Here is a 24,060-nt window from a genome sequence, read left to right on the forward strand (position 1 = left end):
CGGGCCCGCTCACGCCGCGCCGAACGCCGTGAACGCCCAGCCCGTCGCCTGGTGCAGCGCGTCGTCCGGCAGCGCGGCACGGGCGTCCCGCAGGGCCTCGGCCAGGGAGAGGCCCGCGCTGACGCCCTTGTGCAGGGCCAGCATCAGCGGGACGACCGCCGCGTCGTTGACGGGTGCGCTGCTCGCCAGCACACCCGCCGTGCCCAGCGGCAGCAACGCCGTGACCAGGCCGAGGAGTTCGTCCGCGCCGACCGAGGCGAGCCGGGCGGTGTCGCAGCTGGAGAGGATGATCCGGTACGGGCTGCGGGCGAGCCGCTCGAAGTCGTGGACGATCAGCGGGCCGTCCGCCATCCGCAGGGACGAGAACATCGGGCTGTCGCCGCGGAACGTGCCGTGCGCGGCGATGTGGGCCAGCGCGGCGCCGTCCAACTCCTGCAGCACACGCGAGACATGGGCGTCCTCCTGCTCCAGCACGACCGGCCTGCCGTACCGCCCGGCGACCTCCGGCACCTCCGCCCCGCAGGACGCCAGCCCCGGGCCCCGCACGAGGACCTGACGCCCGCCCGGGGGCGGTTCGGTGTCCCGCGCGCGCAGCCAGCCGCCCGCCGACGGCGACACACTGACCACCCGCTCCCGCAGCGAGGGCAGCAGCGCCCATGGAACCCGGTGCAGCCGGGCCGGCGGCACCACGACCAGCGGACCCGGGCCCAGCTGCCTAGCCGCCTCGCCGAGCAGCAGTTCCTCCAGCCTGCGTCCCGCCGCCTCCACCACCGGCAGCCTGGCGTCGGCGCCGGGGTGGGCCAGCCGACGCAGCCCGGCCTGGACGTGCTCGGCCTCCCGCTCGGCCTCGGCCAGCAGCCCGCCCGCGAACCGGCGCACCCGCCCGCCTCCGCACAGCAGCACCTGGACCCGCCCGTCCAGCACGGCCAGTTCGACCAGCCGTCCGTCGCCCAGCCGCTCCAGCAGCCGGCCCGGGTCGAGCCGGTCGCCGCCGAAGCGGTCACCGCCCCAGGGCGTGACCCCGCGCATGTGCAGGGTCCGGGAGCGGATCTCCCGCTCCAGGCGGCGCTGTTCGCGTTCCAGCGTCGGCACCGGCCTGCCGTCCATCCGGGCCGCGTCCGCGCGGGCGGCGATCACCCGGAAGGCGGTCAGCCCGCTCAGCAGGGCCGGGTCGGCCGGCGGCCGGGTGGGCGGCGTCGACAGCGCCGTGGCCCGCCACCGCTCGCTCCACACGAGCAACTGCCGTGGCCCGCCCCGCTCCAGACTGACCTCCTGGGCCAGCGCCGCGAGCTCGGCGCCCTGCGCGGTGGCCCGGGCCCTCAGCTCCGAGGCGCCCAGCGTCGTGCGGTGGTCGTCGAGGACGTCGAGCCCGCGCCGGCAGGCCTCCAGCACGCCCCGGCCCGAGCCGGTGGCCCGCGCCCAGAGGGCCTGCGCCGCCCAGCCCGTCATCCGGGCCAGCGGCGGCCCGCTGCGCCGGCTGCGGGCCGCGATCTGGAGGTACCGCTCGGCGTCCGTCGTCCAGCTCAGGTCCAGCGCGATCCGGCCCGCCAGCAGCCACGCCTCCGGTGCGGCGGGCGCCTGGAAGGAGGCCAGCCGCTCGGCGAGCCGGACGGCGTCCGCGACCAGCCGCCCCGAGCCGCGCCCGGTGGCCACCCGCGCCTCGATCAGCACCAGCCGTGCGTGCGTCTCCCACCAGGTGCGCCGCTGCCCCGCGAAGAGCCGCTCGGCCACCGCCGCGCGCGCGATCGCCGTTCCCGGATCGCCCGCCAGCCGCGCCGCCCTCGCGGCCGCCAGCAGCAGCTCCGCCTTGCGCGTGGACTGCCCCCCGATGCCGTCCAGCACGGCGATCGCCGCGTCCGCCTCGGCCAGCGCCTCCGGCGCGAGACCGGCGGCCATCAGGACCTCGCAGCGCCGGATGTTGAGCATGAACGTCGGCGTGCCGAGCTTCGCGTACCGCTCCTCCGCCTCGTCGAGGAGCCGCAGCGCGGCCGGAACGTCCCCGGAGCGGAAGGCGGCGAGCCCCCGGCTCTCCACCGCGTCCGCCTTGTCGTGCTCCTGGCCGGTGGTCTCCCACAGCGCCTCGGCCGCCGTGAAGTCCGCCTCGGCCCGGTCCACCGCCCCGACGGCCAGGTGCACGGTGGCGCGCAGGGTGAGGGCGCGGGCCGTCCAGATGACGTCGTCGGCCTGGCGCAGCACCGGGATCGTCCGGCGCAGGTCCTCCAGCGCCTCCCGATGATGGCCGAGGACCCACAGGGAGTAGGCCCGCCGGTACATCACCCGCGCGCGGGTGTGGCCGGAGCCGCGCTCGACCCCCCGCTCGAAGGCGGCGAGCCCCTGCCGGGTGCGGCCCGCGTGCACCAGCGCCACGCCGAGCGTGCCGAGGACGTCCGCCTCCCGCTCGGCAGAGTCCGCGCGCGCCGCGAGGTCCCGGGCGCGCCGCAGATGGTCCAGGGCGAGACGCATGTCGCCCCAGTCCCGCTGCCAGATGCCGATCACCTGGTGGGCGACCGAGGCGTGCAACGGCGTCGGATCGGTGTCGAGCACTCGTTCCGCCCGCGACAACGCGTCGCCCGGGGCGGCGAACACCATCGGCAGCAGTTCGAGAACCGAGTCGTTTCCCGCTGTCACTCCACGGATGGTAGTGCTCCGGCCTGCACGCCACACCGGTTCGGCACCGTATCCACCAGTAACAATTGGACGTCGTGTCAACGGCATCGGCGTCGCCGGGGGGCGCGCGGCCGCAACCGCACCACCCCCATCCGCCGTCGCACCACCTGTATCAGACGGCCGTCCCGCGGGTCTTGCTGTCGAACCACCGGCTGTAGGGGAGGACATGCCATGGCACCTCAGCGATTCCACGAGCAGTTCGACCATCTCCGACGTGCGCTGCCCGACGTCCCGTTGGCGATGGGACCGGACGACTCCGCCGAGTTCATCTACGAGAAGGGCGTCGTCATCGCGCGCGACGGCGAGGAGGCCCGGGTCGTCGAGGACGCGGTCCGCTCGCACTTCACCGCGACCGAGGGACTGGTCCCGGACCATGTGCGCCGGGCGGGCCCGGAGACCAACCGCTCCGGCATCACCCGCATCCGGGTGGGGGACCCGGGGGAGGGCGGCCGGGGCGCCGACCACACCGTCGCGGGGGCCCTGCGCGCGCTGCGGGAGACGGAGGGGCGGGCCGGCCGGCGTCTGATCAGCCGCAACCACCTGGTGTCGATCGCCGTCAACGCCTGCCCGGGCGACGAGCCGGTGCCCGCCCCGCGCAGCGCCCGGCCCAACCCCGCCCCGGCGGCCCGCGCCGCGGAGGCGGCGGAGGGCGCCGCTCCCGTCGGCGTGCTCGTGATCGACACCGGGCTCACCCACGACTACCGCTCCTACCCGCTGCTGGCCCGTACCGAGGGCGACGCCCAGGTCAGGGAGACCGACGAGGAGGGCATCCTCCAGCAGTACGTCGGCCACGGCACGTTCATCGCCGGGCTCGTCGCGGCCGTCGCGCCGGACACCGACGTCACCGTGCGGGGCACCCTCAACGACGCCGGCGCGATCCTGGAGTCCGAGTTCGGCGAGCGGCTCTTCGACGCCGTCGAGGACGGCTGGCCCGACATCATCAGCCTCTCCGCGGGCACGTCCAACGGCCGGGTGGACGGCCTGCTCGGCGTGGCCGCGTTCATGGAGGAACTCCGGGACCGGCAGACCCTGTTGGTCGCGGCCGCCGGCAACAACGGCAGCGCCGCGCCCTTCTGGCCCGCCGCCTACGCCTCGCTGCCCGAGTACGCCGACGCGGTGCTGTCGGTGGGCGCGCTGCGCGGCGACGGCGCGTTCGGCGCCTGCTTCAGCAACCACGGCCCCTGGGTGCGGGCGTACGCCCCCGGCGAGCGCCTCACCAGCGCCCTCACCGGCTTCGACACCCCCGTCCCGTACGTCTACCAGCACTCCACCTACGAGGCCTGCCGCTACGGCTTCACCTACACCTGCACCTGCCGGTCCCCGCGCCACACCGGTGTGCTGAGCGAGGCGCAGCAGGTCACCCCGGGCAAGCCGGACCAGGTGATGTTCGAGGGCCTGGCGTCCTGGAGCGGCACCTCCTTCGCGACCCCCGTGGTGGCCGGGCTGGTCGCGGCCCACATGACCGCGCACGGGCTGACCGATCCACGGGCCGCCGCCCGCCAACTCCTCGCCACCGGTTCCGAGTTCGCCGAGGTGCGCGGTGCGCACGTGCCGGCCCTGCTCCCGCCCACCTGGGAGCCGGTCCAGGTCGGTCCGGCGTGAGGGCGGCATGACGTCGGACCGGGGCCCCGCCACGGCGTACGATGACAGGCCGTACACGAGGGGTGGGGCCGTGGACCGTACTGATGTCGGCGCGCTCGTCCAGTCCGCCGTCGACGGTGACACGGCGGCCTGGAAAGCGCTGGTGGACGGGCTCAGCCCCTTGGTGTGGTCGGTCGTGCGCGCGCACCGGCTCTCCGACGCCGACGGGCACGAGGTCTACCAGACCGTGTGGTTCCGCTTCGCCCAGCATCTCGGGCGGATCCGGGAGCCGCACAAGGCCGGTTCGTGGCTCGCGAGCACCGCGCGCAACGAGTGCCTGAAAGTGATCAAGAGCTTAAGGCGGCTGACCCCCACCGACGATCCCCTGCTGCTCGACCGGGCCAGTGAGGATCTGACGCCCGAGCAGTCGGTCCTCGACTCGGAGGAGGCGGCCGCGCAGAGCGAGCGGGTGCGGTTCCTGTGGCAGGAGTTCGAAGCGCTGGGCGAGCGCTGCCGACAGCTGCTGCGGGTCCTCATCGCCTCGCCGCCGCCCAGTTATCAGGAGGTGTCGGCCGCCCTGGGCATCGCCGTCGGCAGCATCGGACCGATGCGCCAGCGATGTCTGCGCCGCCTGCGCGCCCGACTCGACGCACGGGGAGCCCTGTGAACGGCATGAACGGCAGCAACGGCATGAACGGCAGGAACGGCAGGAACGACGAGGAGCAGGACGACTTCTTCGGCGAAGTCCCCTTCGTCGACGAGGAGTTCGACCACGACCGGCTGGAGGAGGAGCTCCGCCAGGCAGCCGCCATCCTGGACCCGGTCCCCGCCGAGCTGCGGCGGGCCGCCATCGAGGCCTACGCGCTGCACGACCTGGACGCGCGGATCGCTGAGCTGACGTTCGACTCGTTGGTCGACGCCATCCCGGTCCGGGGAGCGGTGGACGTGCCCCGCATGCTGACCTTCCACACGGGCGGTCTGACGGTCGACGTGGAGGTGACCGACGAGGGGCTGATGGGTCAGCTGCTGCCGCCCCAGACGGCCTCGATCGAGGTGCTGCACGGCCCACGGGCGGGCGCCTCGCTCACCGCCGACGACATGGGGCGCTTCGCCTGCGACGCGCCTCCCGGCGGCCCGTTCGCCCTGCGGCTGCGCACCGCGGCGGAGGTCGTCGTGACGGAGTGGCTGCGGGCCTGACACCCACGGTCCGGGGACCGCCGGGGCCGCCACCGAGAGGCGCCGGAGGCGAGGGACGGGGCTCGGCGGCCTCCGGACGGCGGTGCTCCGCCGTGCGGCGGCCCGGTCGTCCCCGACGACGGGCCGCGGCCCGGCAGCCGACCGGCGGCATGTCCCCGAGGACACGCCGGCGCCGGGTGCGGCGGCCGATCGGCCGGGCGGTCTCCTCCGTGGCGTCGTCCGCCGTCGCCGGGTTCCGGCGGCCGGTCGGGGCGGCGGCGGGTGCGGGGTCAGCGGGTGACGGCGTCCACGAGGGCCGCGAGCGCCGAGGCGAGGCGGGTGAGCCCCGGTCCGGCCGGTCCGCCCGGCTCGGTCATGTACGTGTCCCGCCGGATCTCCACCATCAGCGCGCTCACCCGCGGCTCCTTCCCGTAGTGCGCCAGGGGCACGTACGCCCCGGCGAACGGGCTGTCGAGCCCGATCTCCGCGACCGCCTCCCCGAACGCCTTCCGCGCGGCGGCGAGCAGCTCCGGCGGCGTGTGGAAGGCGTCGGTGCCGAGGCAGACCGGCGGGCGCGGTCCCTCGCCGTGCAGCTCGTAGGGCAGCGGCTTCGCGGGGTAGGAGTGGACATCGACGACCACGGCCCGTCCGACGGCCGCCAGCCGCTCGGCGACGGCGTCGGTCATCGCCTGCGCGTACGGCCGGAAGTAGCGGGCGACGAGCGGCTCGGGGTCGGTGCCCGGCGACCGCAGCACCTCGCGGTGCGTGGTCCGGGTGTACACGGCCCCCATGCCGACGGCCCGCATCTCCTCGCGCTCGTCCGGGAACCGCTCCGGATCGACGACCAGCCGCGACAGCCGGTTCACGAACCGCCAGGGCGTCACTCCCGCCAGCCGGGCCGCCGCCTCGGCGATCTCGGCGGTGTGGGAGTCGGTGATGTGGTCCAGCTCCCGCTCCAGCGCCGCGTCGTCCAGCACGATGTCCGCCCGCACCCCGGCCGGTATCTCCCGCGCCGAGTGCGGCACATGGAGGATCACCGGTGAGTCGGCGGCGCCGGGGAGGAAGGAGAAGGACGACGGTGCGGCAGGGGTCACGAGGCTGCTCCCGGGGACGTTGTCGGTGGCGTGGCGCATGATCAAGATGCCACACCGACCCGCCGGGTGATCTGCACGGCCGCTGCCGTCACGGGCGCAGGCGAAATGGGGACGGCGGACGAGGGACGGCGGGCGGGGGGACGGCCGACGGGGGACGGGGCCGGGGACGTGGCGACCGGGGACGACCGCCCGCCGGACACACGACCGCCCCGGCCGGGAGAGGCCCGGCCGGGGCGGAGGTGGGAGTTCCGGTGCGTCAGCTCAGGGACGCCAGGGCCTCGTTCCAGGTGGTCGACGGGCGCATGAACGCCGCCGCCTTCGCCGGGTCGGGCTGGTAGTAGCCGCCGATGTCGGCGGGCTTGCCCTGGACGGCGTTCAGCTCGTCGACGATGGTCCGCTCGTTCGCCGCGAGGGTCTCGGCGAGCGGGCCGAAGGCCTTGGCCAGGTCCGCGTCGTCGGTCTGCGCGGCCAGCTCCTGCGCCCAGTACAGGGACAGGTAGAAGTGGCTGCCGCGGTTGTCGATGCCGCCGACGCGACGGGTCGGGGACTTGTCCTCGTTCAGGAAGGTGGCCGTGGCGCGGTCGAGCGTGTCGGCCAGGACCTTGGCGCGGGTGTTGCCGGTGAACTCGGCGTACTGCTCGAAGGACGGCACGAGCGCGAAGAACTCGCCCAGGGAGTCCCAGCGCAGGTAGTTCTCCCTGACCAGCTGCTGGACGTGCTTCGGCGCGGAGCCGCCGGCGCCCGTCTCGAACAGGCCGCCGCCCGCCATCAGCGGGACGACCGACAGCATCTTGGCGCTGGTGCCCAGCTCCAGGATCGGGAACAGGTCGGTCAGGTAGTCGCGCAGCACGTTGCCGGTGACGGAGATGGTGTCCTCGCCGCGGCGGATGCGCTCCACCGACAGCTTGGTCGCCTCGACCGGGTTGAGGATCCGGATGTCCAGGCCCTCGGTGTCGTGCTCCGGCAGGTACGCGTTGACCTTGGCGATCAGGTTGGCGTCGTGGGCGCGGGTCTCGTCCAGCCAGAACACGGCCGGGCTGCCGGTGGCGCGGGCGCGGGTGACGGCGAGCTTCACCCAGTCCTTGATCGGGGCGTCCTTGGTCTGGCAGGCGCGGAAGATGTCGCCGGCGGAGACCGTCTGCTCGATCAGCGCGTTGCCGGCCTGGTCGACGAGACGGACCGTGCCGGTGGTCGGGATCTCGAAGGTCTTGTCGTGGCTGCCGTACTCCTCGGCCTTCTGCGCCATGAGGCCGACGTTCGGGACGGAGCCCATGGTCGACGGGTCGTAGGCGCCGTGGGCGCGGCAGTCGTCGAGCACGGCCTGGTAGACGCCGGAGTAGGAGGAGTCCGGCAGCACCGCGAGGGTGTCGGCCTCCTGGCCGTCCGGGCCCCACATGTGGCCGGAGGTGCGGATCATGGCCGGCATCGAGGCGTCGACGATCACGTCGGACGGCACGTGCAGGTTGGTGATGCCCTTGTCGGAGTCGACCATGGCCAGCGCCGGGCCCTCGGCGAGCTCGGCGTCGAAGGAGGCCTTGATCTCGGCGCCCTCCGGCAGGGACTCCAGGCCCTTGTAGATGCCGCCCAGACCGTCGTTCGGGGTCAGGCCGGCCGCGGCGAGCACCTGGCCGTACTGCGCGAAGGTCTTCGGGAAGAAGGCACGCACGACGTGGCCGAAGATGATCGGGTCGGAGACCTTCATCATCGTGGCCTTGAGGTGCACGGAGAACAGCACGCCCTCGGCCTTGGCCCGGGCGATCTGCGCGGTGAGGAACTCACGCAGCGGCGCGACGTGCAGGACGGAGGCGTCGACGACCTCGCCCTCGAGGACCGGGACGGACTCGCGCAGCACCTGGGTGGAGCCGTCGTCGCCGACCAGCTCGATCCGCAGGGAGCCGGCCTCGGAGATCACGACCGACTTCTCGGTGGAGCGGAAGTCGTCCACGCCCATGGTGGCGACGTTGGTCTTGGACTCCGGCGACCAGGCGCCCATGCGGTGCGGGTGGGTCTTCGCGTAGTTCTTGACCGACGCGGGGGCGCGGCGGTCGGAGTTGCCCTCGCGCAGGACCGGGTTCACGGCGGAGCCCTTGACCTTGTCGTAGCGGGCCTGGATGTCCCGCTCCTCGTCGGTCTTCGGGTCGTCCGGGTAGGCCGGCAGCGCGTAGCCCTGCGCCTGCAGCTCGGCGACCGCGGCCTTGAGCTGCGGGATGGACGCCGAGATGTTCGGCAGCTTGATGATGTTGGCCTCGGGCGTCTTGGCCAGCTCACCGAGCTCGCTCAGCGCGTCCGGGATCCGCTGGTCCTCGGTCAGGTACTCCGGGAACACGGCGATGATCCGCCCGGCCAGTGAGATGTCCCGCGTCTGGACGGCGACACCCGCCTGCGAGGCGTACGCCTGGACCACCGGCAGGAAGGAATACGTCGCCAGGGCCGGGGCCTCGTCAGTGTGCGTATAGATGATGGTCGAGTCAGTCACCGGGTGCTCCGCTCCACGTCTGCAACATTGCTCGACATCAAGATATCTCGTGACCGGCGTCGGCTCGACAGGGGTCTCCCCGCGCCCCGGGATGTCCGGATGTTCCGCCGGGGCAACCGGAACGGCCGTTTCGGTGGTCGTGCGGGCAGATCGTCGACCCCGTCCGGCGGCCGGACCGACCGCCCGGCCGCCCCAGCGAAAGCGGACCATGAGATAGCGCGGCAGAGTGACGGCCCCGGTGGCCGCGCTGATCGGCACGACGGCAGTCCTGGCCGGGGGGGGGGGGGCACGGCCTCCGCGGACGCCGGCGCCGGGCCCGGTGACGTCCCGGGGGCGGGGGCCGAGACCCTCGGCGACCCCGTCTTCCCGGCCCTGGGCAACCACGGCTACCGCGTCGGCGCCCACCACCTGAACCTCTCCTACGACCCCGCGACCGCTCTGGTCGACGCCACGGCGACCCTGGAGCTGCGCACTACCTGGGTGGCGTCCTCGTCCTGTACGCCCTGCGGCAGCTCATCGGCGAGGACGCCTTCCACGCGGTCGAGCGGGCCTTCCTGGCCCGCCACCGCGACTCCTCGGCGTCGACCGAGGACTACATCGCCGTCGACCGAGTACTACATCGCCGTCGCCTCGCACACTTGCGGACAGCACGTGTCCGGCTTCCTGCGGGACTGGCTGTACGGCACGACGACACCGAGGATGCCCGGCCATCCGGACTGGACGGTGACCCCGGTGACGCCGGCCCTCACCGCCCCGCGCCGGCCGGCGGACGCGCGTCGGCACGAGAACTCCGCCACGCTCTGACCTCGCGGCCGACGTCCTTGGCCCGCCGTCAGTCGTGCAGGGCTGCCATCCCGCCCTGCACGAGGTCGTCGCCGGTCCGCTGCTGCGGGATGACGACCGTCCCCGACTGCAGCGCCACCGTGCGGGCCGGCGCCGGGATCCGGATGCCCTCCTGGCGGTAACGGCGGTGCAGCCGCTTGATGAACTCGTGCTTGATCCGGTACTGGTCGCTGAACTCGCCGACGCCCAGGATCACCGTGAAGCCGATCCGCGAGTCGCCGAAGGTGTGGAAGCGGATGGCGGGTTCGTGGTCCGGAAGCGCGCCGTCGACGCCGGTCATGACCTCCGCGATGACCTCCGAGGTCACCCGTTCCACATGCTCCAGGTCGCTGTCGTAGGCCACGCCCACCTGCACGAGGATCGTCAACTGCTGCTCGGGACGCATGTAGTTCGTCATGTTCGTCTTGGCGAGCTGCCCGTTGGGGATCACGACGAGGTTGTTGGAGAGGGCGCGCACGGTCGTCTGACGCCAGTTGATGTCCTCGACATAGCCCTCCTCACCGCTGCTCAGCTTGATGTAGTCACCGGGCTGGACCGTCTTGGAGGCCAGGATGTGGATGCCCGCGAACAGGTTCGCGAGGGTGTCCTGGAGGGCCAGCGCGACGGCCAGACCGCCGACGCCCAGGGCGGTGAGCAGCGGCGCTATGGAGATCCCCAGCGTCTGGAGCACCACCAGGAAGCCGATGGCCAGGACCAGGATCCGGGTGATGTTCACGAAGATCGTGGCCGATCCGGCGACCCCGGAGCGCGAGGAGGTCACCGACTGCACGAGCCCGGCGACGACCCGCGCCGCGGACACGGTCACCACGAAGATCAGCAGCACCGTCAGGCTCTGGTTGGCGGTGTGCTGGACGGCCTTCGTCAGCGGCAGCACCGCGGCCGCGGCCGCCGCGCCGGCGGCGATCATCGACCACGGCACCACGGTGCGCAGCGCGTCCACGACGACGTCGTCGCCGCTCCACTTCGTGCGCTTGGCGTGCTTCGCCAGCCAGCGCAGCAGCGTGCGGGACAGGAAGGCGGCCAACAGGCCGGCGGCCAGAGCGATTCCGGCGATGGCTCCGTCGTCCAGGGTCAGGGCGCGGTTCACCGGTCACCTCCGGGAAGTCGGTCCGCGGCACTCGTGGCCGCCGACGGCCGGATGTGAAGTCTCGTCACGATGTCACCTGTTCGGTTCCGGGATGTGCGGTCGCGCCCGCCGTTCGCACCGGGCGCGACCGCTCATCCTGCCGTATCCGGCACGGGAGTTCGTACCCGAGGATCCGGTCGCGGTGGCGGGATCCTGCAGCTCAGACGATTCCCTCGGCCAGTTCGGCCTGCTCGCGGTCCGATCCGTAGGCCGCGGTGGTGGGCGTCCCGTACGAACGGCGGGCCACGTACCACCACACGGTGGCGAGGAGCAGTACGGCGGCCAGGGCCACGGACGCGTAGTTCATCGTGTCCACCGTCACCGGCGACGACTGGGGCAGGCAGAACAGGACCGTCACACAGGCCACCCACACCACGGCGATCCACCCGACCGGGCGGCTCCAGCGGCCCAGATGCCACGGTCCCGGCCGGAAACGGTCCCCGGCGCGCAGCCGCAGCAGCACCGGGATGGCGTACGCGGGCGTGATGCCGATGACGTTGATGGCGGTGACCGCGCCGTACGCCGTGGCCGAGTACAGGGACGGCAGCGCGAGCACGCCCGCTACCACCACCGACAGCCATACGGCCGCGACCGGCGTCTGGGTACGGCTGCTGACCTTGCGCCACAGGTCCGAGCCCGGCAGGGCCCGGTCCCGGCTGAACGCGAAGACCATGCGGCTGGCGGCGGCGACCTCGGCGTTCCCGCAGAACAACTGGGCGGTGATCACCACGAGCAGCAGCGCGCTCGCGCCGTTCGTGCCGAGCCCGTCGAGGAGGATCTGCGCGGGCGGCACACCGGTGTCGGTGGCGCGGGTGGCCGCGTAGTCCTGGATGGCGAAGGTCAGCCCCGCCAGCAGCGCGAAGCCCGCGATCCACGACACCCAGATGGACCGCACGATGCCCTTGGCCGCCGCCACCGAGGCGTTGGAGGTCTCCTCGGACAGATGGGCCGAGGCGTCGTACCCGGAGAACGTGTACTGGGCCAGCAGCAGCCCGATCGCGGCCACGTACACCGGGTGGTGCCAGCCGGTGTCGTTGACGAACTCGGTGAACACGAAGGACGGCGACCGGTGGTGGTCCGGGACGATCCACAGGGCGCCGACGATCAGCGCCACCCCGGCCAGATGCCACCAGACGGAGACGGAGTTGAGGACGCTGACCAGGCGGACGCCGAACAGGTTCAGCACGGCGTGCAGCAGCAGGATCGCCACGAAGATCAGCATCGTCTTCTCCGGCGTCGGCTCGAAGCCCCAGCGCAGATGGCCGAACGCGCCCACGAACAGCGCCGCCCCGTAGTCGATGCCGGCGATCGCGCCCAGCAGGCCGAGCAGGTTCAGCCAGCCGGTGTACCAGCCCCAGCGCCGGCCGCCGAGCCGGTCGGCCATGTAGTAGAGGGCGCCGGACGTCGGATAGGCGCTGGTGACCTCGGCCAGCGCGAGCCCGACGCAGAGCACGAACAGACCGACGCCCGCCCAGCCCCAGAGCATCACCGCGGGTCCGCCCGCGCCCATGCCGAAGCCGTACAGGGTCATGCAGCCGGACAGGATCGAGATCACGGAGAAGCTGATCGCGAAGTTGCCGAACCCGCCCATCCGGCGGGCCAGCACCGGCCGGTAGCCGAGTTCGCGCAGCCGCTGTTCCTCGTCGGGACCGGACACGGCGGGTAAGGCGGGTAAGGCGGGCAGGGCCGCGGGGTCGGGGATGCTGGACATGACAAACCTCCGAGGGGGTCCGGGGACGGGGGGCCGGGCAGGAGCACGGGGGAGGGAAGGGAGGGGGGCGCGCGCGGGGACGCGGACGGCCTCAGGAGCCGGGCCCCCGCGCCGGGGACCGGCTGCGCGTACGGGCCTGGAGGAACACCTGCACGGCCTCGGCGTGACCGCCCGGGGCCGCGACGCGGTAGGCCCAGGGGAGCGGCGTGCAGTACGGGCCGATCGCGTCGAACACCTCGGCCGCGTCGGCGAAGCGGTGCGCACCCCACAGGGCGTGCGCGAGGTGGTTGAGGTCGAGCGGCGAGCGCTCGTCGGGACCGGCGCGGTCGAACCACCCCTCCCGGGCCCGCAGCGCCTCCCGGGTCGCCTCCTCGGCCACCCAGTGCAGGTCGAGGGCGGCGGCGCGCCCGTCGCCGCGCCGGTAGCGCTCCGCCCGGACGTACAGCGGCAGGACGTGCAGCGCGGATCCCGGCGGGGCGGTGTCGGCGACCAGCTGGGCGAAGCCCGCGGCCCCGGCCAGCCGCCCGGAACCCGCCTGCGTGTACAGGAACTGGAGCATGCGGTGGTGCGCCTCGCGGTTGTGCGGGTCACGCCGGCCGGCCTCGTCCAGCAGCCCCCACGGGCCCGGGGGGAGACCCGGCTCGGGCGGCGCCGCCCGGTGCTCCTCCCACAGCAGCTCGCGGTCCAGCTGGGCCAGCGCCAGCAGACACACCCACGGCACCGGGTCCTCCGGCGCCGTCCGGGCCGCGCACTGGCTCAGGTCCCAGGCCTCGATCCACAGCTCGTGCGCCCGCAGACGGCGCTCGCGATGCGCCCGCAGGGCCCGCTCGACGGCGACCCGGGCCTGCATCACCGTGGCCGGCACGCTGTGCGGCTCCTCCGCGAGCCAGGCCCGCACCACGTCCGTGCCGGCCGCCGCGGCCGCCAGCACCTGGGTGCGCCGCGTCCACTGCCACCACGCCGTGGTGTGCTCCAGGAGGACGCGCATCGACAGCCAGCGCCCGGTGCGGACCTCCTGGAGAGCGGCCCGCAGGTCGCCGTCGGGCCCGGCGGGGTCGTACGCGGGCCGCGCTCCGTCCCGCGCCATCAGCCACCCGCCCGCGGGCACGGCGGCGGCACGACGGCAGGGTGGAGTGACAACAGCCCTCCTCAGGGCGGTGGGTCGAGCGGCGGACGGGGAGATCGCGTCGGTCGGCCGTCACTATAGAGGCGGCGCCAACCCCTCACACTCGTTTCTCGCTCGATCCAACTCTCCTTTTGCACAACTGATGTGACTGGCCGTCAGCCAGTCAACGAGGTCCGGTCGCCGCTGGTCGGGGGCCCCTTGACGGAAGCCGGGACCCGACGGCAGGCTGTCGCTCGGTGATCATCCGAGCGATCACCGAGGGAGGCCACGATGACGGGTCCGGTGCTCGCCGTCGACCAGGGCACCTCCGGCACCAAGGCCCTGGTGATCTGCCCCGAACGCGGCGTGATCGGCGCCGGGTTCGCCGCCGTGCACCCCCGCTACCCGTCCGGCGGACTGGCCGAGGTGGACCCCGAAGCGCTCTACGAATCGGTCGTCGCCGCCGGCCGCCGGGCCCTGGCCGAGGCCCGCGAACCCGTCGTGGCCCTCGGCCTCGCCAACCAGGGCGAGACCGTCCTCGCCTGGGACCCGGCCACGGGCCGCCCGCTCACCGACGCCCTCGTCTGGCAGGACCGCCGGGCCGCCTCGGTCTGCGCCGAACTCGCTTCACACGCAGACGAGTTGAACCACCTGACCGGTTTGCCGCTGGACCCGTACTTCGCCGCCCCCAAGATGGCCTGGATCCGCCGTCACCTCACCACCGAGGGAGTCGTCACCACCAGCGACTCCTGGCTCGTCCACCGGCTCACCGGCGCCTATGTCACCGACGCCGCCACCGCGGGCCGCACCCAGCTGCTCGACCTGGACCGCACACGGTGGTCGCCGCGCGCCCTCGACCTCTACGGACTGTCCGGCGAACGGCTCCCGGACATCGTCGACAACGCCCGGCCGGTGGGCACGACCCGCGCCTTCGGCCCGCAGATCCCGCTCACCGGCCTCGTCGTCGACCAGCAGGCCGCCCTGCTCGCCCAGCGCGTCACCACCCCGGGCGTCGCCAAATGCACCTACGGCACCGGGGCGTTCCTCCTCGCCCCCACCGGCGGCACGGCCCGCCGCAGCGCCTCCGGGCTGGTCGGCTGCGTCGCCTGGCGGCTCGGCGGACGCACCGCCTACTGCCTCGACGGCCAGGTGTACACCGCCGCCTCCGCCGTCCGCTGGCTCACCGGCCTCGGTGTCATCGGGGGCGCCGCCGACCTCGACACGGTCGGCGCCACCGTGCCCGACAGCGGCGGCGTCACCTTCGTCCCCGCCCTCGCCGGACTCGCCGCCCCCTGGTGGCGCGGCGACCTGCGCGGCTCCCTCACCGGACTCGGCCTGGACACCGCCCCGGGGCACCTGGTGCGCGCCCTGTGCGAGGGTCTGGCCGCACAGATCGTGGCGCTGGCCGAGGCCGTGGCGGCCGACCTCGGCACGCCCGTGTCCACCCTGCGGGTCGACGGCGGGCTGACCCGCTCGGCCCTGCTCATGCAGACCCAGGCCGACCTGGCGCAGTGTCCCGTCGAGGTGTCCCCGCTGACCGACGCGACCGCCCTCGGCGCGGGCGCCCTGGCCCGCCTCGGCGTCACCCCCGGTCTGAGCGTCGCCGACGCGCTGCCCGACGGCAGGCCCTCGGCCGTGTACGAGCCCCGGGTCCCGGCGGCCGAGGCGGCGCGCCGGCTGGGCGAATTCCGGGCCGCCGTCGGCACGTTGCTGGAGAGGGAGCCGGCGTGACGGTGACCGCCGAGGGACCGCTGCCCACGGCCCCCTACGACGTCGCGATCGTCGGCGCCGGAGTCGTCGGCTGCGCCGTCGCCCGCGAACTGGCCCGCCGGCCCCGTCTGAAGGTCGCCCTCGTCGAGGCCCAGGACGACGTCGGCCAGGGCACCTCCAAGGCCAACACCGCGATCCTGCACACCGGTTTCGACGCGGTGCCCGGCTCGCTGGAGGCCCGCCTGGTCCGCGAGGGCGCAGCCCTGCTCGCCGCGTACGCCGCCGAGTCCGGCATCCCCCTCGAACCGGTCGGCGCGCTGCTCGTGGCCTGGGACGAGGAGCAGCTCGCCGCGCTGCCCGGCCTGGCGGAGAAGGCCGCACGCAACGAGTACAACGACGCGCGCCTGCTCGGCGCCGACGAACTCTACGCGCGCGAACCGCACTTGGGACCCGGAGCGCTCGGCGCCCTGCACGTGCCGGGCGAGAGCGTCGTCTGTCCCTGGACGACCCCGCTGGCGTACGCCACCCAGGCCGTGCGGCACGGGGTGGACCTGCACCTCGGCTCCCCTGTCCGGCACGTGGACCGGCAGGGCGACACGTATGTGATCGGCACCGGCCGGGGCGCCCTGCGCTCCCGCTTCCTGGTCAACGCGGCCGGTCTGCACGCCGACACGCTCGACCGGATGCTCGGCCACGACGACTTCACCGTCACCCCGCGCCGCGGCCAGCTCATCGTCTTCGACACGTTCGCCCGCGCGCTCGTCCGCCACATCCTGCTGCCCGTGCCCACGGCCCTCGGCAAGGGCGTCCTGGTCGCCCCCACCGTGTACGGCAACGTCCTGCTCGGCCCCACCGCCGAGGACCTGGACGACAGACGGGCCACGCACTCCACGGCCGACGGCCTCGCGGGGCTGCGCGCGCAGGGCCGCCGCATCCTGCCCCGGCTCCTCGACGAGGAGGTCACCGCCGTCTACGCGGGACTGCGCGCCGCCACCGAGCACGACGACTACCGCATCACCGCCCACCCCGGCCGGGCCTGTGTCACCGTCGGCGGGATCCGCTCCACCGGTCTGACCGCGTCCCTCGCCATCGCCGCCCACGTCGTCGAACTGCTCGAGACCGAGACCGGCCTCGACCCGGGACCGGTGCGCGCGCTGCGGCCGGTCCGGGCGGACCGGCGGGCGACCGGCCCCGAGTACGGCGTCCTCGTCTGCCACTGCGAACGCGTCTCCCTGGGCGCGATCCGTGACGCCCTCGCCCAGCCGATCCCGCCCCGCACCCTCGAAGGACTGCGCCGCCGCACCCGGGCCCGCGCCGGACGCTGCCAGGGTTTCCACTGCGGGGCGGCCGTGCGGGCCCTGCTGGAGGAGGACCGGACATGACCGCGGAACACCGGGTGGACGTCCTGGTCGTCGGCGCGGGCCCCGCGGGCCTCGCGACCGCCGCCCGGCTCGCCGCCGCCGGAGCGGGCCGCGTCGAGGTGCTGGACCGGGAGCCACGGGCCGGGGGAGCGCCGCGGCACAGCGCGCACGGCGGCTACGGCACCCTGCTGCATCCCCTCACCGGCCCCGCGTACGCCCGGCTGCTGGTCACCGCGGCCCGGCAGGCCGGGGCGAGCGTCCGCACCGGTGTGACGGCCCTCGACTGGGCCGGCCCGCTGGCCCTGCACACCCTCGGCGCCGACGGGCCCGGGACGGTCACCGCGCGGGCGGTCGTCCTGGCCACCGGCGCCCGCGAACGCCCCCGTGCGGCCCGGCTGGTGCCCGGCACCCGCCCGGCCGGCGTCTACACCACCGGCGAACTCCAGCAGGCCGTGCACCTCTACGGCCAGCGGATCGGCACGCGCGCGGTGGTGGTCGGCGCGCAGGACGTCTCGTACGCCGCCGCCGGCACCGTACGGGCCGCCGGCGCCACGGTCGTGGCGATGCTCACCGGACTGCCCGGCCCGCAGACCACCCTGACCCGGGCCGCGGACTCCCGGCTGCGCCACGGCACTCCGCTCCTGACCGGCGCCACGGTCACCGAACTGCTGGGCCGCGGACGCCTGTCGGGGGTGCGGGTACGGCACCGTGACGGCCGTACCGCCGTACTGCCCTGCGACACCGTCGTGTTCACCGGCGACTTCGTCCCCGACCACGAACTGGCCCGGCGCGGCGGACTCGCCCTGGACGCCGGCACCCGCGGCCCGGCCGTCGACGGCACGCTGCGCACCTCACGCCCCGGCGTCTTCGCCGTCGGCAGCGTGCTGCACGCCGTGGAGAGCGCGGCGACCGCGGTCCGTGAGGGCGTCCACGCCGCCGGCGCCGTCCTCGACCACCTCGCGGACGCCGGTCGCCTCGCGGACGCCGGACGCGCCGACGCCGTCCCGCTCCTCGTGGACCCGCCCCTGCGCTGGATCGCCCCGAACCGCGTCACCCCGGGGGACCGGCTCCCCTACGTCCTGCGCACCGCCACGCGACTGGCCCGCCCCGTCCTGCTGGTCACCCAGAACGGGCGCGTGCTGCACCGGGAACGACGGTGGACGGCCGTCCTGCCGCACCGCACCCTGCGTCTGCCGGCCGACTGGACCCACCGCGTCGACCCGCGGGAAGGTCCCGTCCGCGTGAGCGTCCGCCCGTGAGGCCGCCGCGGGCCCGCCGGTGCCTCAGATGACCTTCATCCGCACCAGCGCGCCGAGCGTCAGCGCCCCCGGCACCAGCGGCAGCCACACCGTGATGATCCGGTAGCCGAGCACCACGGCCGTGGCCACCGCCACCGGACCGCCCGCCGCCACCAGCGCCACGATCAGCGCCGCCTCCACCGAACCGATCCCGCCCGGCGTCGGGACCAGCGCGACCGCCACCGTCGCCGCCAGGTACGCCACCGCCATGTGCGCCACCGGCACCGGCAGCCCCAACGCCTGCCCCACCGCGGCCAGACCGGCCGCCTGGAGCACCGGGAACGCCAGCGAGCCGCCCCACAGGGCCAGGGCCCGGGCCGGGCGGGAGTGCACCGAGCGCGCCTCGCCGAGCGCGGTGCGCAGGAAGGAGACGACCGCCGACCGCAGCCGCCGGACGAGGGCCAGCGCGGCCGCCACCACCAGCACGGCCGCCCCGAGCCCGAACAGCAGCGGACCGAACGCGCCTGCGGGCAGCAGGGAGCCGAGCCGCAGCGCGTCGGGGAAGGCGAGCAGCAGCACGGCCAGCAGACCCACCCGGGCCACGCCCTCCGCCAGCAGATACAGCGCGAGGGCGGCGGAGGAGCGGGCCAGAGGCACCCCGCACACGGTCATGAAACGCAGGTTGACCGCGCTCGCGCCCAGCCCGGTCGGCAGCAGGTGGTTGGCCGCTCCGGCCGCGAACTGCGCGGCCAGCAGCCGCCGTCCGGGCAGCCGCTCCACCACCGCGCCCTGCCGGGTGACGGCCGCCGCCACCCATGTCAGGCAGGTCGCGCCGACCGCGGCCAGCAGCCAGGGCCACTGCGCGCTCCGCAACTGCGCGAAGCCCTCGGCGAGTACGGACCGGTTCCGCACCGCGACCACGGTGACGAGCAGGAGCGGCAGCAGACACAGGATCTGACGCACCGGCACACGCCGGACGGGCCTGCCCGGGGGGACGGGAGCGGGAAGGGGAAGGGGCACGGGAACCGCTGTCACACTCGGAGAGGTTCTCCGTACGGCGCCAACGGCGGGTTGCGGAAGCGCGGACGGAACATTACGTACGGTCATCGGGTCCCTCGTCTGATCCTCTGCCTGGTCCGCTGTCCGACGCCCCGGCCGGTCCTTCGCCGCCGAAGATGTGGGGAGAGCCTTGACCTCAAGGTTGCTTGAGGTCCTACGGTCACTCCCATGAGCATGGAGAGCACCGCCTGGACGCAGCTTTACAGCGTCATGAACGCCCGGCAGGAACGCCGCCCCTTCGACCGGGTGACATTGCGCCGCATCGGCGCGTTCGCCCGCCCGCACCGCCGCCGGATCGCCCTGTTCGTCCTGCTGGGGGTGCTCACCGCACTGCTGGCCGTCGCCACTCCCGTCCTCGCCGGCCGGGTCGTCGACGCGATCGTGTCGCACGGCGACGCGGGAGCGGTCGTCCGGCTGTCGCTGCTCATCGCGGTCATCGCGGTGCTGGAGGCGGCGCTCGGCATCCTGGGCAGGAGGCTCTCGGCGACGCTGGGGGAGGGGCTCATCCTGGATCTGCGCACGGCCGTGTTCGATCATGTGCAGCGGATGCCGGTCGCGTTCTTCACACGTACCCGTACGGGAGCGCTCGTCTCCCGACTCAACAACGACGTGATCGGCGCCCAGCGCGCCTTCAGCAACACCCTCTCCGGAGTGGTCTCCAACCTGGTCACCCTGGTCCTCACCCTCGCCGTCATGCTCACCCTGTCCTGGCAGGTCACCCTCCTGGCGCTGGCCCTGCTGCCGGTCTTCGTGATCCCGGCCCGGCGGATGGGCAGCCGGATGGCGGGCATGCAGCGCGAGGCGGCCACGCTCAACGCGGCGATGGGCACCCGGATGACCGAGCGCTTCTCCGCGCCCGGCGCCACACTCGTCAAGCTGTTCGGCCGGCCCGAGGAGGAGTCGGCGGAGTTCGCGGCCCGGGCCGCCCACGTGCGGGACATCGGCGTCCGTACGGCGACCGCCCAGTCGGTGTTCATCACCGCCCTGACCCTGGTCTCCGCCCTGGCCCTCGCCCTGGTCTACGGCCTCGGCGGCCACCTCGCCCTGGACGGCGCCCTCGAACCGGGCGCCGTGGTCGCCCTCGCCCTGCTGCTGACCCGCCTGTACGCCCCGCTGACCTCGCTCGCCGGGGCGCGCGTCGAGGTGATGAGCGCGCTGGTCAGCTTCGAGCGGGTCTTCGAGGTGCTCGACCTGAAGCCGCTCATCGAGGAGAAGCCGGACGCCCGTGAGGTCCCGCCGGGTCCGGTCTCCGTCGAGTTCGACGACGTCCGCTTCGGCTACCCGTCCGCCGACAAGGTCTCCCTGGCCTCCCTGGAGGAGGTCGCCGCGCTCGACTCCCGCGGCGGCGCCGAGGTGCTGCACGGCGTCTCCTTCCACGCCGCTCCCGGCCGGACCGTCGCCCTCGTCGGCTCCTCGGGCGCCGGCAAGTCGACCATCGCCCAGCTCCTGCCGCGCCTGTACGACGTCGACGCGGGCGCGGTCCGGATCGGCGGGGTCGACGTCCGGGACCTGAGCGCGGCCTCGCTGCGGGCCACCCTCGGCATGGTCACCCAGGACGGCCACCTCTTCCACGACAGCGTCCGCGCGAACCTCGCGCTGGCCCGTCCCGAGGCCACCGAGGACGAACTGTGGGACGCCCTGCGCCGGTCCCGCCTCGACGACCTCGTCCGCTCCTTGCCCGACGGCCTCGACACCGTCGTCGGGGAACGCGGCTACCGGCTCTCCGGCGGTGAGCGCCAGCGCATGACCATCGCCCGGCTGCTGCTGGCCCGCCAGCGGGTCGTCATCCTGGACGAGGCGACCGCGCACCTCGACAACACGTCCGAGGCGGCCGTCCAGGAAGCCCTCGCCGAGGCCCTCGCGGACCGGACGGCGATCGTCATCGCCCACCGCCTGTCGACCGTGCGCGCCGCCGACCTGATCCTCGTCATCGAGTCCGGCCGGGTCGTGGAACGCGGCACGCACGAGGAACTCCTGGCGGCCGGCGGCCGGTACGCGGAGCTGCACCGCACCCAGTTCGACCAGCCGGGCATGACCGGGGCGGCGGTGAGCTGAGACGAGGCGCGGGCGGTCCGCCGACGGTCCGCCCCGTCCCCGCGTCGCGTCCGAGGGTCAGCTCTTGGCGAGCAGGTCCGCCGGGAAGGCGCCGGCGGCGAGCGCGGTGCGCACGAAGCCGGCGCCGAGCTCGGTCAGCCGGGCCACGCCGTCCGCGCCCAGGTGCGCGTACGGGGCGCGGTCCAGCCGGTCCGTCTCCCGCTCGATCTCCTGGCGCAGCGCGCGGCCCCGCTCGGTCAGCTCCGCGTCCTCGTCCAGCAGACCGCGCCCGCGCAGCCGGCCGACCGCCGCGTCCCAGTCCTCCCGGCTCCAGCCACGGGTGTCGCGCACCCACTTCGGCGACATGCCCTTGCCGGTCGCCGTGTGGGTGACCATGGCCTCCAGGCCGTCGAGTTCCGCGGCCATCAGCACGGCCAGGTGCCCGTCGCCCCGGTGCTCACGCAGCAGGGTGGCCGCGTGCCAGTACGCCAGGTGCGGTTCCTCGGGGACCGGCAGGTCGGCGTGGGCCGAGTACAGGGGCCGGGCGCCGCGCGAGCAGGCCTCGGTGGCGCGCAGGGCGAGCCGCGCCGCCTCCGCCATCTCCGCGGAGGCGATCACGTCCGGGCCGAGGAGGCGGCGCAGCGTCGTGTCGACGGCGCGCGTGCGCGCGGCCAGGACCTGTCCGGGCGTGGCCGTCTCCCACACGGCGGGCACGTACCGGGCCACCAGCGTGTGCTTGTAGTTGTAGAACGTCGCCGTCACCGCACCCGCCCCTACGGGACCCAACGCGGCCGCCCGGATCGCGAAGTTGACGGCCCGCGGGTGGGTGACGCCGAGCGCGCCCAGCTCCCGGCCCACGTCGGGCGAGAAGTAGTGCGTCGCGTGCAGCGAGTTGAGGGTGCTGTGACAGTGGCGGCCCGCGCGCGGGTCCGGAGCGACGGTGGTCATGGCGGGCACGATACCGACCGGTCGGTAACTTCGCCAGAGCGGTGGCGCGAGGTCGTGCGGCCCGGCGCGCGGGCGCTGTGAAGGGCCCTCGTCCGGGCGGTTCGCCGCACCGTCCCCATAAAGGTTGATCCGTCGCCGATACGGGCGCGGATTGGTCCGGAAAAAGAAATTCCCCGATCGGGTGATCGACCAATCCGGTCCCCGTTCAGGACCGGATTCCCCACGTGACGGACGACGAGAAGAACCGGCGAAATTCCCGCAGTCGGCTGCGGCCCGCGCTCGGCGCGCTCAGCGGCGCCGTCGCGGGATTCGCCGCGCTCGCCTTCGCGGAACTGGCATCCGGGTGGGTGCGTCCGCAGGCCGGTCCGGTCATCGCGGTCGGGGGCGCGGCGATCGACCGGACGCCGGCGGCCGTGAAATCCTGGGCGATCCGGAATTTCGGCACCGACGACAAACTCGTCCTCCAGCTCGGAATCCTTTTCGTCCTCGCTCTGTTCGCGCTCGCTCTGGGTGTTCTCGCGCTGCAGTACCCGCGCGGCGGATCCGCCGGAGTGCTCCTCTTCGGCGTCATCGGCGCGGCGGCGGCGATCAGCCGCCCGGATTCCACCGGCCCGACCGACACCGTGCCCTCCCTGGTGGGCGCGGTCGCCGGGGCGGGGCTCCTGTTCCTCCTGGTCGGCCGCCTCAGGATCCGAGGGTCCGAGGAGGCGCCGACCAGCAGCCGCGGACCGATGCCGGGCGGGCACGGGGCCGCGGAGGGCGACACGTTCCGCGGGCCTGAGTGGGACCGGCGCGGGTTCGTGCTCGCGGCGGGCGCGGCCGCGGCAGCGTCCGCCGGGGCCGGCGCGCTCGGCCGGACGCTGAACGGGGCGAGCGGCCGTGACGCGGTCGCCTCCCGCACCGGTCTCCTCCTGCCCGCCCCGGGCTCGCCCGCGCCCTCGGTGCCCCGCGGCGCGCAGCTGCGGATCCCCGGGATCAGCTCCTTCACGACGCCGAACCGGGACTTCTACCGGGTGGACACCGCACTGGTGGTGCCCAAGGTCGACGCGACCGCCTGGCGGCTGCGCATCCACGGCCGAGGCGTCGCACGACCGGCCACACTGTCCTTCGACGACCTGCTGCGACGGGAGCTGGTGGAGCGCGACATCACGCTCACCTGTGTGTCGAACGAGGTCGGCGGCCCGTACGTGGGCAACGCCCGCTGGATCGGCGTACGGCTGGCCGATCTGCTGGCCGGGTGCGGGGTCGAGCCTCCCTCCGCGGGCGGGCCCGCCGACCAGCTGGTGGCCCGGTCGGTGGACGGCATGACGATCGGCAGTCCGGTCGACGACGTCATGGACGGCCGCGACGCCCTGCTCGCCGTCGGGATGAACGGCGAACCGCTTCCCTTCGCGCACGGCTTCCCGGTCCGCATGGTGGTGCCCGGCCTCTACGGCTACGTCTCCGCCTGCAAGTGGATCGAGGACATCGAGCTCACCACGTTCGACGCGTACGACCCCTACTGGGTCAAGCGCGACTGGGCCCGCAGGGCGCCGGTCAAGACCCAGTCCCGCATCGACACCCCCAAGCCCTTCGCCCGCCCCCGGGCCGGCACCGTCATGGTCGCCGGGGTCGCCTGGGCCCAGCACCGCGGGATCGACCGGGTCGAGGTCCGCGTCGACGACGGCCCGTGGGAAGAGGCCCGCCTCGCGGACGAGGGCTCCCGCGACACCTGGCGCCAGTGGTCCTACCCCTGGCAGGCCACGAAGGGCGGCCACACCCTCACCGTGCGCGCCACCGACCGCACCGGCGCGGTGCAGACCGAGAGACGCGCGCGCACGGTTCCCGACGGCGCGACCGGCCGGCACTCCGTCGTGGTCACCGTCGACTGACCTCCCCGAGCCCACCCTCCCCGAGCCACTGCCCCCGACCACCGACCACCCTTCCACCCC

16 protein-coding genes and 1 pseudogene are annotated in these 24,060 nt (G+C 74.2%); 9 read left to right on the forward strand and 8 right to left on the reverse strand.

What is annotated here, in order from left to right; genetic code table 11:
* Window positions 1–9 precede the first annotated feature (9 nt).
* Window positions 10–2,589 carry a CHAT domain-containing protein gene (locus tag J2X68_RS23175; RefSeq protein ID WP_310434624.1) on the reverse strand — a complete coding sequence of 860 codons (2,580 nt, stop codon included), beginning with the start codon at window positions 2,587–2,589 and terminating at the stop codon, window positions 10–12.
* 249 nt (window positions 2,590–2,838) lie between these two features.
* On the opposite strand from J2X68_RS23175, the gene J2X68_RS23180 reads away from it, so the two are divergent.
* From J2X68_RS23180 to J2X68_RS23190, 3 genes are all read left to right on the forward strand, one after another.
* Window positions 2,839–4,269, forward strand: a complete 1,431-nt coding sequence (locus J2X68_RS23180) for a S8/S53 family peptidase (RefSeq protein ID WP_310434467.1) — start codon at window positions 2,839–2,841, stop codon at window positions 4,267–4,269.
* 70 nt (window positions 4,270–4,339) lie between these two features.
* Window positions 4,340–4,915 carry an RNA polymerase sigma factor gene (locus tag J2X68_RS23185; RefSeq protein ID WP_020127476.1) on the forward strand — a complete coding sequence of 192 codons (576 nt, stop codon included), beginning with the start codon at window positions 4,340–4,342 and terminating at the stop codon, window positions 4,913–4,915.
* A gap of 23 nt (window positions 4,916–4,938) precedes the next feature.
* On the forward strand, window positions 4,939–5,445 hold the full coding sequence (locus J2X68_RS23190; protein WP_310434625.1) for a hypothetical protein: 507 nt from the start codon (window positions 4,939–4,941) through the stop codon (window positions 5,443–5,445).
* A 269-nt stretch (window positions 5,446–5,714) separates the two neighbouring features.
* Here the strand turns inward: J2X68_RS23190 and J2X68_RS23195 are convergent, their stop codons facing one another.
* Together J2X68_RS23195 and J2X68_RS23200 are read right to left on the reverse strand one after the other, a co-directional pair.
* On the reverse strand, window positions 5,715–6,557 hold the full coding sequence (locus J2X68_RS23195) for an N-formylglutamate amidohydrolase (RefSeq protein ID WP_310434468.1): 843 nt from the start codon (window positions 6,555–6,557) through the stop codon (window positions 5,715–5,717).
* A 217-nt stretch (window positions 6,558–6,774) separates the two neighbouring features.
* The gene (locus J2X68_RS23200) at window positions 6,775–8,994 is read right to left on the reverse strand and encodes an NADP-dependent isocitrate dehydrogenase (protein WP_310434469.1); all 2,220 of its coding nucleotides are present in this window, start codon (window positions 8,992–8,994) and stop codon (window positions 6,775–6,777) included.
* Window positions 8,995–9,467: 473 nt separating this feature from the next.
* On the opposite strand from J2X68_RS23200, the pseudogene J2X68_RS23205 reads away from it, so the two are divergent.
* Window positions 9,468–9,798: pseudogene (locus tag J2X68_RS23205) on the forward strand (M1 family peptidase); the annotation flags it as partial.
* Between the two features lie 28 nt (window positions 9,799–9,826).
* Here the strand turns inward: J2X68_RS23205 and J2X68_RS23210 are convergent.
* The 3 genes from J2X68_RS23210 to J2X68_RS23220 form a co-directional block, all read right to left on the reverse strand.
* Entirely contained in the window at window positions 9,827–10,924 is a 1,098-nt protein-coding gene (locus J2X68_RS23210; protein WP_310434470.1) for a mechanosensitive ion channel family protein, read from the reverse strand.
* A 199-nt stretch (window positions 10,925–11,123) separates the two neighbouring features.
* Window positions 11,124–12,674, reverse strand: a complete 1,551-nt coding sequence (locus J2X68_RS23215; protein ID WP_310434471.1) for an amino acid permease — start codon at window positions 12,672–12,674, stop codon at window positions 11,124–11,126.
* Between the two features lie 91 nt (window positions 12,675–12,765).
* Window positions 12,766–13,761, reverse strand: coding sequence for a hypothetical protein (locus tag J2X68_RS23220; RefSeq protein ID WP_310434472.1), 996 nt, complete (start codon window positions 13,759–13,761; stop codon window positions 12,766–12,768).
* A 309-nt stretch (window positions 13,762–14,070) separates the two neighbouring features.
* On the opposite strand from J2X68_RS23220, the gene J2X68_RS23225 reads away from it, so the two are divergent.
* From J2X68_RS23225 to J2X68_RS23235, 3 genes are read left to right on the forward strand one after another with little or no spacing between them, the layout of a single operon-like run.
* A complete protein-coding gene (locus J2X68_RS23225) occupies window positions 14,071–15,510 on the forward strand; it encodes an FGGY family carbohydrate kinase (RefSeq protein WP_310434473.1) in 1,440 nt (479 codons plus the stop codon).
* The gene (locus J2X68_RS23230) at window positions 15,507–16,871 is read left to right on the forward strand and encodes an FAD-dependent oxidoreductase (protein ID WP_310434474.1); all 1,365 of its coding nucleotides are present in this window, start codon (window positions 15,507–15,509) and stop codon (window positions 16,869–16,871) included. Before J2X68_RS23225 ends, J2X68_RS23230 begins: the two co-directional genes overlap by 4 nt.
* On the forward strand, window positions 16,868–18,109 hold the full coding sequence (locus tag J2X68_RS23235) for an FAD-dependent oxidoreductase (protein WP_310434475.1): 1,242 nt from the start codon (window positions 16,868–16,870) through the stop codon (window positions 18,107–18,109). Before J2X68_RS23230 ends, J2X68_RS23235 begins: the two co-directional genes overlap by 4 nt.
* 24 nt (window positions 18,110–18,133) lie before the next feature.
* Here the strand turns inward: J2X68_RS23235 and J2X68_RS23240 are convergent, their stop codons facing one another.
* Window positions 18,134–19,057 carry a YbhN family protein gene (locus tag J2X68_RS23240; RefSeq protein WP_399040611.1) on the reverse strand — a complete coding sequence of 308 codons (924 nt, stop codon included), beginning with the start codon at window positions 19,055–19,057 and terminating at the stop codon, window positions 18,134–18,136.
* A gap of 264 nt (window positions 19,058–19,321) precedes the next feature.
* Between J2X68_RS23240 and J2X68_RS23245 the strand changes: the two genes are divergently transcribed.
* Entirely contained in the window at window positions 19,322–21,202 is a 1,881-nt protein-coding gene (locus J2X68_RS23245) for an ABC transporter ATP-binding protein (RefSeq protein ID WP_310434626.1), read from the forward strand.
* 57 nt (window positions 21,203–21,259) lie between these two features.
* Here the strand turns inward: J2X68_RS23245 and J2X68_RS23250 are convergent, their stop codons facing one another.
* Complete coding sequence (locus J2X68_RS23250; protein ID WP_310434477.1) at window positions 21,260–22,129, reverse strand: SCO6745 family protein; 870 nt, start codon at window positions 22,127–22,129, stop codon at window positions 21,260–21,262.
* A gap of 224 nt (window positions 22,130–22,353) precedes the next feature.
* Here J2X68_RS23250 and J2X68_RS23255 point away from each other — a divergent pair, with 224 nt between their 5' ends.
* On the forward strand, window positions 22,354–24,000 hold the full coding sequence (locus tag J2X68_RS23255; RefSeq protein WP_310434478.1) for a sulfite oxidase: 1,647 nt from the start codon (window positions 22,354–22,356) through the stop codon (window positions 23,998–24,000).
* Window positions 24,001–24,060: the final 60 nt, after the last annotated feature.

This window comes from Streptomyces sp. 3330, from assembly GCF_031456635.1.
Lineage (GTDB): Bacteria > Actinomycetota > Actinomycetes > Streptomycetales > Streptomycetaceae > Streptomyces.

Excerpts from the sequence above, each read along its gene's own strand:
- J2X68_RS23215 (WP_310434471.1), bottom strand. The coding sequence starts at position 12,674 with ATGTCCAGCATCCCCGACCCCGCGGCCCTGCCCGCCTTACCCGCCTTA.
- J2X68_RS23220 (WP_310434472.1), bottom strand. The coding sequence starts at position 13,761 with ATGGCGCGGGACGGAGCGCGGCCCGCGTACGACCCCGCCGGGCCCGAC.
- J2X68_RS23235 (WP_310434475.1), top strand. The coding sequence starts at position 16,868 with ATGACCGCGGAACACCGGGTGGACGTCCTGGTCGTCGGCGCGGGCCCC.
- J2X68_RS23225 (WP_310434473.1), top strand. The coding sequence starts at position 14,071 with ATGACGGGTCCGGTGCTCGCCGTCGACCAGGGCACCTCCGGCACCAAG.
- J2X68_RS23245 (WP_310434626.1), top strand. The coding sequence starts at position 19,322 with ATGGAGAGCACCGCCTGGACGCAGCTTTACAGCGTCATGAACGCCCGG.
- J2X68_RS23180 (WP_310434467.1), top strand. The coding sequence starts at position 2,839 with ATGGCACCTCAGCGATTCCACGAGCAGTTCGACCATCTCCGACGTGCG.
- J2X68_RS23250 (WP_310434477.1), bottom strand. The coding sequence starts at position 22,129 with ATGACCACCGTCGCTCCGGACCCGCGCGCGGGCCGCCACTGTCACAGC.
- J2X68_RS23195 (WP_310434468.1), bottom strand. The coding sequence starts at position 6,557 with ATGCGCCACGCCACCGACAACGTCCCCGGGAGCAGCCTCGTGACCCCT.
- J2X68_RS23175 (WP_310434624.1), bottom strand. The coding sequence starts at position 2,589 with ATGGTGTTCGCCGCCCCGGGCGACGCGTTGTCGCGGGCGGAACGAGTG.
- J2X68_RS23190 (WP_310434625.1), top strand. The coding sequence starts at position 4,939 with ATGAACGGCAGGAACGGCAGGAACGACGAGGAGCAGGACGACTTCTTC.